The sequence below is a fragment of the Oribacterium sinus genome (genome assembly GCF_963553175.1).
GTDB classification, from domain to species: domain Bacteria; phylum Bacillota; class Clostridia; order Lachnospirales; family Lachnospiraceae; genus Oribacterium; species Oribacterium sinus_B.
Window position 1 is genome coordinate 14766 of record NZ_CAUVME010000003.1, and the last position, 13632, is coordinate 28397.

10 protein-coding genes are annotated in these 13632 nt (G+C 44.8%); all 10 read right to left on the reverse strand.

Annotation, left to right across the window (positions count from 1 at the left end; translation table 11 throughout):
* Positions 1-38: 38 nt before the first annotated feature.
* The 10 genes from RYO92_RS01105 to RYO92_RS01150 all read right to left on the reverse strand — a co-directional run bounded on the left by RYO92_RS01105 (position 39) and on the right by RYO92_RS01150 (position 13631).
* Positions 39-2078: a nucleotidyltransferase family protein gene (locus RYO92_RS01105; RefSeq protein ID WP_315369198.1), complete on the reverse strand. Its 2040-nt coding sequence runs from the start codon at positions 2076-2078 to the stop codon at positions 39-41.
* Between the two features lie 90 nt (positions 2079-2168).
* Positions 2169-2609, reverse strand: a complete 441-nt coding sequence (locus tag RYO92_RS01110; RefSeq protein ID WP_314669266.1) for a hypothetical protein — start codon at positions 2607-2609, stop codon at positions 2169-2171.
* Between the two features lie 53 nt (positions 2610-2662).
* Positions 2663-3070 (reverse strand): flagellar export chaperone FliS, encoded by a 408-nt coding sequence (locus RYO92_RS01115; protein WP_304070959.1) that lies wholly within the window; start codon positions 3068-3070, stop codon positions 2663-2665.
* Positions 3071-3215: 145 nt separating this feature from the next.
* Positions 3216-4445 carry a dicarboxylate/amino acid:cation symporter gene (locus RYO92_RS01120; protein WP_315369200.1) on the reverse strand — a complete coding sequence of 410 codons (1230 nt, stop codon included), beginning with the start codon at positions 4443-4445 and terminating at the stop codon, positions 3216-3218.
* A gap of 315 nt (positions 4446-4760) precedes the next feature.
* Positions 4761-7310 (reverse strand): flagellar filament capping protein FliD, encoded by a 2550-nt coding sequence (gene fliD, locus RYO92_RS01125; RefSeq protein WP_183682926.1) that lies wholly within the window; start codon positions 7308-7310, stop codon positions 4761-4763.
* A 570-nt stretch (positions 7311-7880) separates the two neighbouring features.
* The gene (locus tag RYO92_RS01130; protein WP_315369201.1) at positions 7881-9365 is read right to left on the reverse strand and encodes an aldehyde dehydrogenase family protein; all 1485 of its coding nucleotides are present in this window, start codon (positions 9363-9365) and stop codon (positions 7881-7883) included.
* Between the two features lie 274 nt (positions 9366-9639).
* Positions 9640-10524 (reverse strand): late competence development ComFB family protein, encoded by an 885-nt coding sequence (locus tag RYO92_RS01135; protein ID WP_308579534.1) that lies wholly within the window; start codon positions 10522-10524, stop codon positions 9640-9642.
* Positions 10524-11306 (reverse strand): ParA family protein, encoded by a 783-nt coding sequence (locus RYO92_RS01140; protein ID WP_007156848.1) that lies wholly within the window; start codon positions 11304-11306, stop codon positions 10524-10526. The genes RYO92_RS01135 and RYO92_RS01140 overlap by 1 nt, the downstream gene beginning before the upstream one ends.
* A gap of 70 nt (positions 11307-11376) precedes the next feature.
* Positions 11377-12483, reverse strand: coding sequence for a hypothetical protein (locus RYO92_RS01145; protein ID WP_315369202.1), 1107 nt, complete (start codon positions 12481-12483; stop codon positions 11377-11379).
* Positions 12484-12674: 191 nt separating this feature from the next.
* Positions 12675-13631 carry a chemotaxis protein gene (locus RYO92_RS01150; protein ID WP_183682913.1) on the reverse strand — a complete coding sequence of 319 codons (957 nt, stop codon included), beginning with the start codon at positions 13629-13631 and terminating at the stop codon, positions 12675-12677.
* Position 13632: the final 1 nt, after the last annotated feature.

A 13632-nucleotide genomic window follows, 5' to 3' on the forward strand; every position in this document is an offset into this window, starting at 1 on the left:
GATTGTATGCTTTGCGAAGATAGCCTGTACTGTCTCGTTTATTTCTCATCCTTAGGGAAGGACCAGGATTTCACACTGACTTCCTTACCATTCACTTCGGCTGTTTCTATTTTTTCTCCGCTTTGGGGCTTCTCTGCTTCCACCGGCTCGGTATCCAAGCTTTGCTCTCCCCTGCCCGGACTGTCCGTCTTATGAACTGCATTTAAAACCATGCCAAAATCCGGAAGAGTCTCTCCCTTTTTAGAAGGTGTTTCCGCATTTTGCCTTTTTTCTTCCCCATAGGACTTCTCTTCCGTCTCAGAGAGATTCTCCTCTAAAGGAGAGGCTTCTTCCTCGGGAAGCATGGCGGAAAGCATAGCCAGTGCCAGTCTTTCCTGTTCTTCCGATAAACCGGCAGCAGTTTTATTACTCTCTGCATCCTCTGAATTAGCCTTTTCTTCTTTTTGGATAGCCTCCATTTTTGCAAAGGCCTCCTGCAGTAAAGCCTCCGTTGCAGGACTTAATATAGGCTCTGCCTTATTCCCTGTTCCGACTTCGGGGCGCTTTTCTTCCTTTGCAAGGCGAGGAGGAACTTTAAAGTCCCATAGACTTCCTTCTGTTTCCTGATTCTCATCCTGCTCTAAAGGAAGATCTTCTTCCTCCACCTCTTCCTGTAAAAAGGCAGTATCTTTATATAATGGAAGTTCTTCCTCTTCAGCCTCGCTCTCCCCAACACTGTTAGTTGTAGATAAGGCATCGGATTCGTTATTTCTTCTTCCTTTATAGAAGACTTTCTTTCTGCCGTTCTTACGGAAAGGATCATCCTGATAGCTCATGGCCTCAATGGAGCCTACTCCGCCGGTGCTTTGTCCCTTGGTCTCCGAAGACTTCTCGCCACCGTTCTCTCCCTTTTGTTCCTCAAGCTTATCCGGCAACATCATAATACGGATCAGCTTGAAATCTCTCCTGATCCAGTAAAGAGGCAGTAAGAATGGCGCATTCTCCAATCCGGGATAGAGGCTCTTCATATAGGAGCTTTCCGGGAAAATCCAACGAAGCTGCTTCTTTATGCCGTCAAAGCGGTTCTTCCATTTTTCCTTCCACTTTCTCCACTTGGCTGCCCGTTCTTCTTTATTTTCCGCATCCTTAATGGCTTTACGAAGCTTGGCCGCCTCCGGAATACTGTCCGCTCCCACCATACCGTTGGAAAGAATACGGCTTTCCATGTCATCAAAGAGGCTGATGCTGTCCTTCGGATAAGGGAACAAAGAGTCCTTACGACTGCTGAACCACATATCCGCCATATGCAACAAGGACTGAGACAATAAAGAAATATCCAGCTCCTTGATTCTGGCATCCAGAAACTTCTTATTCATGTCCTTATGGAAAAGCTTATAGAACAGATAAAGATCCAAAAGCTCACGAATCTTTAAGTTATCCGTGCAAAAATGGTAGCAAGCCTCCGCCATGCGGAACATATAGCTGCTTTCCAATGACAGAACCTTCAGTACCGGGTACTTCTTGTCCGGATAAGCTCTGTCCAGGAGAGACTTCATGTGTTTTTTGTAATTCTTGGTCAGGAAGGGCAAATGATGGTAGATTTCCACCTGAAATCCTCCCGCCCTCTTCATGTGCTCTCCAAAGCCGGTATAGAACTGATCCGTCTCATAGCCCAAGTCAAAAAGATAGCCTCTGGCCATATAATACCGTTCTTCCGGAATATAAAGGCGAAGGGGGGAATTGGCCGCTGTCTCCGGCAAATGATAGAGCCGCCGCACAGCTGCACTTTCCAAAACCACCGCCGGAACCTTTACCGCCTGAAAAGCCCCTAGAATTTCCAACTCGGAAGACTCGTAAATCTCACCGTAGCGAACCGCCTCCTGATAACGATGGAAAAATTTTTCACCGAATAAAGAGGGCACTCTGGCACCTGCGGAAAGCATCCCCAAGTAAATTCCCGAAGCAAGCTCATGGTAATCAGCGATACGGTAAAGTCTGCCCCAGTTCATTCTTCGCATCACAGGGAAGGAATCATCCTGTCGTAAAGTACTCCCCAATAAATTAATTAAAAACTTACCCTCATATACACTACGATTCATCGCCGTCCTTGCAATCCTTTCTCATCCTTGAACAACCTGCTGATATTTCAATTTTTACTTATCTTTTATTTCCTTCGTTAGAAAATAAAGCTACACCACTTCTTCCTTCAGCTCTTCGGGAATCTGCTCCCATAAAAACTTCTGGGTTTGTAACGCCTGGGCTGTGATCCTGGCATCTCTTTCTTTAATGAAACCTATGGATTCCTCAATCTTCCCTCTTAATTCCAGAATTCTTCTTTCCAGGAAGGGATAGCCGGCACTGTGTTTTGGATTTTCCTGTAGGAGTCGTTGAAAAGTTCTTCTTAACTCTTCTTCCTCTTCCACTAAAAGATTCATCTCCACCCAGTTATTTTCCAACTTATTTAAAGCTTCCTGCCGCAAATCCAATAATAAGTCCAGACTCACATTGTCCTGTCTTTGCATGGCTTCGGAAAGCTCATCAGTCTCTTTTTTTAATTCGCTGACGATATTATATCTTCTCTGAAATAGGCTAGCAAGCTTTTCCAGCTGCGGATTCTCTTTTCTCTCCATGATTCTTCCTTTCCGTGACACAGAAGAAAGGAGCTGCATAGGCAGCCCCTTTCTTATCCCACAACCTTCGCTTCTTTTGGGATATGAGTATCTCTGGCAATTTTACTTGCCCCCAGGAAGCCGTCACGCAAATCGGATAAAATATCAACCAGCTTGGGAAGCTCCTCCTGTCTTCTCTCTCTTCCGGCCTGTACCAAGCCTAAGTCAAAGGTAATAAAATCATATAGTCTTGCCAAATCACGGCTAATAGGCTGCTCCATATCCAAGGTCTGATGCAAATAGCGAATCACTTTGTTGGTCTTCTGCAATGCCTCTTCAAACTTTACGTAGTTTTTGTCTTCCAAAGCAAGGTTGGCCTTCTTAAGACTCTTAATCGCTTCATCAAAGGTTAAAACCAACAGCTCGCCCTGACTCATCTGCATAATACTCTGCTCTAAATACTTCTTTTGATAATCGTTCATACAATCTCCATTTCCAAAGGTTTTTGTCCTACGGAACACATATTTTCAACTCCGAAGATTTCTTCTTATTGTCTTATAATATGTCGTCCGGTCTATGGAAATGTATAAAGGATTTTTAGAAAAAATAAAGGAAAGATACTTAGGCTTAAGACTTTGCTGCAAGCCTTGCCTGTTTTTTGGCTTCCAGATTGGAAACCACGATGGTACAAGCCGCATCTCCTGTAATATTTACGGTGGTTCTTCCCATATCAAAAATACGGTCTACACCGGCTACCAAGGCGATACCATCCACCGGAAGACCTACAGAGGTAAGCACCATAGCCAACATAATCATACCGGCTCCGGGAACACCTGCGGTTCCAATGGAAGCCAGGGTTGCCGTCAAAATAATGGTCAGCATCTGTCCAAGAGTCAGATGAATACCGTAGCAGGAAGCAATAAAGATTGCGCAAATTCCCTGATAAATCGCTGTTCCGTCCATGTTAATGGTGGCTCCCAAGGGAAGTACAAAGGATGCAATCTCCTTTTTAGCCCCCAATTTCTCCGTACACTCCATATTAATAGGAAGAGTTCCCACAGAGGAAGCGGAAGAAAAGGCAAACATAATAGCCGGAAGCATTCCTTTAAAGAACTTTATCGGAGAAAGACCTCCCATAAGCTTCACGGTAAGAGAGTACACTACTACGGCATGGGCAACATAGGCAATATAGGCTGCCAAAAGTACCATGGCCAAAGAGCCGAGAATCTTCGGTCCATTTACCGCAATAACCGGGCAAAGCAAACAGAACACACCAATCGGGGAGAGGCTTAATACCATTTCCATACACTTCATAAAAATAGCATCAAAATCATTGAAGGCACTAACTACTCTATGAGTTTTCTCTCCTACCAAAATGATAGCGAAGCCCAAAATCAACGCCATTACAATAACCTGCAACATATTGGCTTCCACCATAGGCTGGACGAAGTTGGAGGGGAAGATATTTACAATGGTGTCCATTAAAGACAAACTTCCCTTGACCTCATAGCTTAAATCCGCAGTGGCTACCACCGGAAACAGATTATGGAAAATGCTTCCGAAGAATAATCCGATACTTACCGCAAAAGCAGTGGTACATAAGTAAAACACCACCGTTTTCAAGCCTACGGAGCCCACCTGCTTAATATCACTCATGGAAATAATACCGCACATAATGGAAAACAGCACCACCGGCACCACAATGAACTTTACCAAGTTCAAGAAAATCGTTCCAAAGGGCTTAATATAATTTTCCGCAATATTACTATGTCCCTGTAATAACAAGCCAACGATGATCGCCAAAACCAAAGCAATAAAAATCTGCATCGCTAAAGATAACTTTTTCTTTTCTTTCATTTTTTCTCCTTTCTACAACTCTATTTTTCACAAAGCTAAGATTGTACTGGATTACCCCGCATTTTGTAAATGGAAACATTGCACAAAAACAGAGTTGCAAAAATCAAAAAAAAATTCTCTATGCAATATAGGTCTGAAACGGGGCACGCTCTCGCTAGCTTCGCCACGTATCGGATACTAAGCGAAAAACTGCGTTTCTCTTGTTTTTCGCAAGTACCGACGGGCTCAGACTACCCCGAATTCAGACCTATATTGCTGAAATTTTTTATTTATTTTGATTTTTTACAACTCTGTTTTTTGTCTTCAGTTTACGATTTACAAACTACTTAGGTAAGAGGACTGAGTATTCATCTTACTGATTAACTTCTCCAGCTGGGAGAACTGCTTGATATAACGATCCTGCTGATTGCTGAGCATGGTCTTCAGCTTTTCAACCACTTCGGAGTTTTCCTTTAGCTTTCCGTAAATTACGGAAGAGGTGTTGGAAAGGGTAACCTTGTTGGAGCCGGCTTCTTTAATCAACTCTCCGTAAGATCCGCCGTTTCTGGATGCATAACGGGTAGCGTAACGAGAAACCGTAGTCTCTACAATCTTTGCCATTCCCTTGGAACCGTTGTGTCCCATCATAACCTTGGCAACCTTCTCCGGTTCTGTTTCCATAGCCTGTTTGAACTTTGTCTCATCAAAGCTAAGCTTTCCGCCGTCAAAAGCATCTGTAGAAAGGGATAAGCCCATCTTTTCCATATCCTGATAATCCAGCCCTGCAACCTTTAAGTCGGACATCATCTGTGTCATAACACTCTGTAAAGAATCGCTGAAGTTTCTGATGGAGCTTTCTCCGTAAAGAATTCCTTCCTTCGCCTTCTTTTCCCAGTTCTCAACGGATTTTTCACTCATTTGGTTCTTCTGTGCTTCCGTCAAAGGATCATATCCGCTGGTACGTCTGGTTTTCACGTGAGTATTTACAGAGCTTACCAATTCATTGAACTTCTCTACAAACTTCTTCATGGTTTTAGTAGCCTTGTCCACGTCCGCCTTGGCAGTAAAGCTGACTTCCTTGGAGCTGTCAAACTTATAGGAACCATCCGGCTTGGTTACCGCATTTCCGGAAGCATCCAGCTCTACACCGAACTTACCGCTGGCAGTAATCTTTACACCGTCAATGTTAAAGGTGTTGCTGGAAGAAGTAACGGTTTCATTGATGCCGTTTCCGTAGTCAAAAACCATTTCCGCATCGGTACCGTGGTTAACCTGTCCTCCACCGCTTGCCGTTGCGCCAAAGAGCTTATCCTCAATGTCGTTGGCATTGTTTGCATCTCCCAAAGTAATGCTTCTTCCGGAACCGGTTTCGCTGTGAATCAACACGAAACGTCCGGAACCTTCCATATAGCTGGCTTTTACACCTGCATCGGAATCGTTGATTTTCTTCAACATATCCTGTACGGTGCTGTCTGAGGTAATTCCCTTAATTTCTTTACCGTTAATCTTGAACTTGGAAAGAGCCTCATCCAAGCCTGCTTTGTTTCCTACATAGTCGGAAAGTCCCAACTTGTCCAGATTATCCATGATAGAACTACTGGTGGTAACCTTGTTGGATGCATTCTTGCTGATTTGCAGATTTGCTCTTACCTGCGCATCGGAGGAGCTTACGGAAACGGTATCCTTTCCGTTGGCACTGTTAAAGGTGATGCTTCCTGTAGAAGAATCCACTACAATCTTACCTGCACCGAAGGCATTGTTAAGATTTTGCTGAATAGCATCCTTTACCGCATCCAAACGATTCTGGTTATCACTGGCACTTGTACCGGTGTGAGCCGCCTCAATGCTTTGCTTTTGGGCATCTGTTAAAAGAGAAATCTCCTGACTTGTGCCACCGTAGCTGACAGTGAGCTTTTGATCCTTTAAGTAATCCAGCATACCGCCCTGCTTAACGGAAGAAGAAGTAAACTTTCCTTCTGTCTGGGCACTGCTGTTAAAGGCTGCAATCTTTACACCGTAGGCATCGGAACCTGTTCCGGTAGGAGCAGTTCCTGCTGCCGGAGCCTTATAACCCAAAGACTCTAACGCGGAAGATTCCGTCTTAATAACATACTGGGAGCTTCCACCGTTAATCTGGATATAGTCTTCGCCGGGATTGGAGCCCTGGTGATAGCTGAAGCTTAAAAACTCATTTTCCCCAAGCTTCACATTTCCCTGCTTAGCCGCCTTGTTCAAATCATCTACAAGCTTCTGCTTATCTCCGGTATAGTTGATTTCTACGGTCTTTCCGTCGTCATCCTTATAGCTTTCCGGAAATTTAAAGCTGGCCTTCTCCTGGAATACACCTGTAGTGGTGTAGTTACCAAGCTGTAAGGACTTTCCTACCAAGTTGCTGGTTTTTACATTGCCCACATTTGCCAAAGCATCAGCGGTAATTCCTGTCTTAATGGCGGAAGCACTGCCCTTCACATCGGAAACAATGGACTCGGAGGTCGCCAGCTTGGTAACTGCCTTCACCTTTAAGTTCTTTGTCAAATCCGAATGTCCTGAAGCGGTAATAAACTTGGTTGCCGCAGCATCACCCTGTGGATTTACCACACTGGATTCATACAAATCCTGATTCTTGATGGAATCTGCAGAGGCGAAAGACAAAAAATCATCCTGTAATGCTATAGTCTTATCGGATAACTCACGAAAAGCATCTCTTTTCCATTCCATTCTGGTGGTCTCCTGTCTTGCTTTGGTAAGCTTAGACTGGGTACCCTTTGTTGCCTGTTCAATTAATGCGTCACGGTCAATTCCGGAGGACATTCCACCAAATCCACGGAGGGAGGTGTTCCCCAAACTGGATGTACCGGACGTTGAATTTGTTGATAAACCTGACATGATTCATCCTCTCTCTCTTTAGTTTATCGAGCTAGCAGGTCTTTTTGGAGAAAGTCCACGCCTTTAGAGAAAATGAAACTTTCCCTAAGAATCTTTCTCTCTCTGAAAAGCCATGGGAACGTCGGACTCCCTTCCACACCGTTCTTTCTGCTAACTTATCAATACCAATATCGGCGGTTTTTTGAGAGTTTATAAGGATAGAAAAGCCAAGGAAAATGTAGGGAAAGATTTCTATCCTTTCCTATCGTATAGCTCTGAAAGAGGGGCACGCTCCCGCTAACCTCGCCTTCGTAACAGTACTAAGCTTCAAGCTGCGCTTCGCTTGCTTTCAGCAAGTACTGACGGGCTCAGATTACCCCTCTTTCAGAGTTATACGCTTGGAAAGGAGTCTGGCTCATGCTTTCCTTGCATTTCTCTTGGCTTCTTTCTAAAAATAGGGATGTAAATTAGCAGAAAACAAGCTTAAGCTCGCTAATTTACATCCCTCTTCTTTATTCTTAACGAATATCGCACGCGTAGTGTGCGATATCTCGTTTACTTATTTGGAAATTTGTTTAGACATTTCGTATTTTACTTCTTCGGGTAGAAGCCGGAGGGCTCTTCCTTCAGGTTAATCAAAATATTCTTCATCTGGGTGTAGTGCTCCAGGATAACCTTATGGGTTTCTCTTCCCACGCCGGAGGTCTTGTAACCGCCGAAGGGGGCTCCTGCCGGAATGGCATTGTAGGTATTTACCCACATTCTTCCGGTTTCAATGGCTCTGGATACCCGGATAGCCCGGTTAATGTCTCTGGTCCATACTGCACCGCCCAAGCCGAAGTCGGAGTCATTGGCCATGGCAATCACTTCTTCCTCTGTCTTGAACTTGATGATAACCGCCACCGGTCCGAAGATTTCTTCTCTTGCCGCCTTCATGCTGTTATCAACATTTACCAAAAGGGTAGGTCTGTAGAAGGCGCCCTTGGAAAGCTCTCCCTCATCAAAAACTCTTCCGCCACAGGCAATCTTAGCGCCATCCTGTACCGCTATATCCACGCAGGACTGAATCTTTTCTACCTGCTTGTCGTTCACCTGAGATCCCATCTGGGTATCCGGATCCAATGGATTTCCTACCTTTACCTTATTGAACTGCTCTACCGCTGCCTCTACGAAGCGGTCGTAAATGTCCTCATGGACAAAGACACGGGATCCTGCACAGCAAACCTGTCCCTGGTTAAAGAGAATTCCCAGCTGTAAGCCGTCGATAGCCATATCAAAATCACAGTCCGGGAAGAAAATATTGGCAGACTTTCCTCCCAGCTCCAGAGTTGCCGGAATCAGCTTCTCAGCTGCAGCCTTTGCCACGCTGTAGCCCACCTCTGTGGAACCGGTAAAGGCCAGCTTTCTAAAGCCCTTATGCTCCAGCATATACTGTCCGGACTTGGAGCCTGCACCGGAGATAATGTTGATTACTCCCTTCGGTACAATATCCTTAATCAGCTTCATCAACTCCAATACACTAAGAGGTGTAGCGGAGCTGGTTTTTAAAACGGTACAGCATCCGGAAGCAAGTACCGGTGCCAGCTTCCAAGCCGCCATCAGGAAGGGGAAGTTCCAGGGTACAATCTGTCCCACTACGCCGATGGGCTCCCGGATAATCAGGGAAAGGGTATTCTCATCAAAGAAGCTGGCGGAATCCTCCTCCGTTCGAATCGCTCCCGCAAAATAACGGAAGTGATCCGCCGCAAAGGGCACATCAATATTCATGGTTTCCCGGATGGGCTTTCCGTTATCCAAGCTCTCCACCTTTGCCAGATGCTCCTTGTTTTTGTCAATCACATCCGCAATATCCAAAAGAATCTTGGAACGCTGAATCTTATCCAGCTTCTTCCAGCCTTCAAAGGCCTTCCATGCCGCATTCACTGCTCTATCCACATCTTCTCTTGTAGCCTCAGCCACCTTAGCCAAAGCCTCTCCTGTAGCAGGAGAATAAGTGGTAAAGGTCGCCTTATCCGAACTCTCGCAAAACTCTCCGTCAATAAACAATCCATATTGTTCCTGTAATCCGTATGCCATAAAAAATTCCTTTCTTTACTAATTGTATCAGGGGAAAAATGACATTTCCGCCCTTATGTCCCATCTATTTACTAGGATTAATTGTATCATTATAAATACAAACAAAACAAGGACTTTCCTTTCGGAAAGCCCTTAAAAAAATATAAATTGTTTATATATTTTTTTGAATCAATTTCGGGATTTTGTAGTAATCAAGAAACATCGGAAAATGTGATAATTCCGCTTATTTCGCTTATTTCGCTTATCTCTAAACTGCTACCGGGAAAAGAAATCCTTACGCAATCCCCTGACTGTTCTTTAAGTTCTTTCTCTCCTCTGCATCAAACTTGGTAGTGTCTCTACCTCTGTTCGGATCATGGTGAGGATGCATCTTAACCTCCAGTACCGCCTTCAACATTGCTACAAAAATGTCGGACTGGTACTTGCTCTGATAGAAACCGATCATAGGAGAGGTCTTATCCTTATCCAGCACCACATACTTTGCAGGAAGCTGGGTGAGAGAAAGGGCGGTCACATCGGCGATACACTTATCACAGGTACAGCCTCCGTGCTTTTGAATCAGTCCTCTTACATCCTTGGTTTTAAGGATGTCCAGCATCACATTGACAATGTGGAACTCAGGTTCCGGCTCATCATATTCCGCCAAAAGCTTCTTCTCCAGATTCAACTGAATTTCGTTGGTGATTTTATCATTTTCGGAAGATTCATCAATAACGGTAATCTTACTCTTCTTGTAGGAAGGAAGGGATGCCGGCTCCTCTTTTTCATGATTCTCCGCCCTACTTTCCTCTTCTAAAGCTCTTTGGAGCTCTTCTTTCTGCTTTTCCTCTTTCTGCTTTTCTGCCTTCTCGGCTTCTTTCTTATGCTCTTCCTTCATCTGCTCTTCCTTCACATCGAAGTTATCCACAGCAGATTGGAAATTGCTTACCGCACCGTCAAAGTGCTCTGCAGCCTCTTTGGTTTTCTTTGCCGCCTCGTGGAAGTCGGAAAGCATAGCAGGATCTATCGTAACGCCTGGGGTTCCGGAAGCATTCCCTCCGGCATTTGCCTGTGCACTTCCTCCGGCCTGCTCAAGGGCTTCCTCCGCTACAGGAGCGGAGGTTAATAAATTCAATACATGGGATGTTTTGTTGGATTTCGTTGTCTTCTTTGTAGCCATTATCCGATCACCTCTCTTAAATGGATATCCTCTGCGATTTCCTCAATGAATCTTGCGTAATCGGTTACCGCAGGAGAACGTTTGTTGTAGGAAAAAATATCTTCTCCGTGGGCCGGTGCTTCCGCAATGGCCACGCCGGGACGAATCTTCGTTTCGAAAACCTTGGTGGAAATCTGTTCCGCTAGGCCTCCTGCCATTTCCTCCACGTCTCTTGCCAAAGTGGTTCTCTTGTCAAACTTGTTCAAAAGAATCCCTAAGACCTTTAAATCCTTATTAAGCCCCTGTTTTACCGTATCAATGGTTTCCCGTAGCTGTGACAATCCTACCAAAGACAGGATATCCGAGGACATGGGAATAATTAAGAAATTCGATACGGCATAGGCATTGATGGTTAATAAATTCAATGCCGGGGGAGTATCAATCACCACATAGTCATAATAATCCATCAAAGGTTGCAGCATTTCCTTCAAAGCCACTTCTCGCTTTCCGGGCGCCAGCTTTTCAAGTCCTGTGGTGGAAAGGGAAATGTCGGAGGGTAAAATATCGCATTTTTTCAGTCGGCGAATCGCCTGCTGCACCCGAACCTTGCCCTGTAAGGCATCCAATATGGTGGTGGGGTTGCTTCCCTCTAAGCCCATACAAAAGCCTAAGTTTCCCTGTGGGTCTAAATCAATGCCCAAAACCTTAGCTCCACGGTCTGCCAGTCCTGCGCAGATGGCTGCCGAAGTGGTGGTTTTTCCTACGCCTCCCTTTTGATTGGATACTGTGATAATGATTGACAATATGAACCTCCCTGCATCAAAAAATCCTGACTAAGCAAACGAAACAGCATGCTTAGGGAAAAGATTTTTCTTATGCATCTTCCTGTGATGAATAGAAAGAAAGTTCTTCCTTTGTAAAGTTCTTTAAGCCCTCTGTGATACCTGCCTCATCCAGATTAAAACGCTTTCCCGGATAGCTTTCCCCGTATTGATTCTTCACGGTCAGCAGCTCACTTTGGTACAAGGATTGGGAGATACTGTCGGAAAAAGAACGATATTCCGGGTCTCCGTTGGCATTTGCCCCGGTGGACAGGGAGAAAATCTGCTCCAAGCCCGCATTCTTTGTGACACGGAAAATGGAATCACTGTTCCCGTTATGCCGATAAACTACCGGCTCTCCCGTTAAATTGTTCTTTCTCAGTTCTACCTGATAAGCGCCGTTGGCTTCCTCTTCTAAAAGGACCGCAAGGCTTCTCTCCTTGTTCTGTGCTACAGAACTTCCCTTCTGCTCTGGTAACTTCTCTTGATAGAGGATAACGGATAATACGGATTTCGGTTCTTCTTTTCCCTCTTCCACGGCTTCTTTATAAAGAACAAGATCCTTATAGCCGTCCTGATCCATATCGATTAAGGCAAAGGATTTTGGAAAAACTTCCTCTCCGGTGAGAGTCTTTTCGGAGCTTTCCGGATCCGCCACATCCACCGCCTGCTTCTTTCCGAAGTCCTTGGTCTTGTCCTTTTCCAGCTCTTCTCTAAGCATCTGACGATACTTGTTGAAGTTTACAAGCTCTTTTCCTTCCTTCCCGATATAGGTCTTACCATCCTTGGAAAACTCTTCTTCCAAAAGTCTTCCGTCCTGATCGAAGAAGTACTCTGTCTTGTCTTCCGGATCCACATACTTTCCTGTGGTCATCAGGCCGCCGCTTCCGATATGGTAGGACTGCCCGTTATAGTTAATCCACTCATTTTCCAATGGAGTATTCGGCCCCAACATAAAATACCAAGATTCTCCCTGTTGCACCCATTCTCCGTCCGAAGCACTGACCTCTGCAAAGGCAGGCACTGCGGATAAGCACAATGCGGAAAGACCGAACAGGAAAGCCGCACCCTTCTTGGAAAAGCGACAACGGGACAAAGCGTCCTTTCCTTTTCGGGAAAGAGTCTTTGTCTCCTTCTGCATAAATCCTTTAATCTTCATCCCTTATCTCCTCCATTATACCCAATTCAAAATCCAATGTATAGTATATTGAACAAAAAGGACGAAAGAACTTCTTTCTTCCTGAAAGTGCTCCTCCGTCCTTGGTCCATCTCAATTCTTATTATATCTTTTCACTTCTGTCCAGTGAAATTTTTCTAACATTCTCTACTATTCAGTGAAATTGTTCCTGATTACTCTTCATTTCTGAAGCCTGCATGCTCAGACTCCAAGAAGCGCTTGATTAAAACGTCTAAAACCTCTACCAGATGGCCGATTTCCGGCTTGGTCAGCTGCTCGTCCGCTCCCAACTCTTTTCCTTTAATACGCATCTGATCGTTAATTAAGGAAGAGAAGATTACAACAGGAATTCTCTTTAGACGCATATCTTCTTTTACCAGCTTGGTAAGGCGATGTCCGTCCATAATCGGCATCTCAATATCGGTAATTAATATATTTGCCTTTTTGTAAAGGTCAGGGTCATTCCGGAGAGAAGAAAGGTAATCCCAGCACTCCTGTCCATTGTTAAAGATTTTAACATCCTTAAAGCCTGCCTTCTGCAAGGAAGTGCCAATCATTTTCTGAAGAAGCACAGAGTCCTCCGCAATGACTACCGGCGCTGTGGTAATATCTCTTTCACCCATCTGCTCAATTTCTTCAATCTGAATACTGGTTTCCGGAGAAATCTCCGCAACAATCTTCTCAAAATCCAAGATGGTTACCAGCTGGTTATCGCACTGAGCAATACCGGTAGCTACGGATTCTGCACCATTTGCCAAGGTACGATCCGGCTTCTGGATGCTCTGCCAGGAAATACGGCTGATCCCCTCGATAGAATCCACACGGAAAGCCACCATCATTTTATTAAAATGTGTAATGATGAACAGATCTCTTGCTCCCTGCTCCGGTGTAGCGCCGGTCAGGTAGTTCGCCAGGTTGATTACGGTAATCAGCTGCTCTCTCGGCTTGAAAAATCCCTCTACGGAAGGATGAGAATGGGGCATAGGCTTAATCTTTTCAGTCATCATGATTTCTTTTACCTTAGCCACATTGATTCCGTAAAACTCTCCCAGAACACGAAACTTCATAATCTCAATTTCGTTGGTTCCGGACTCTAATAAAATGCCTTCCTTTTCGTTTTTCTTCTTCATT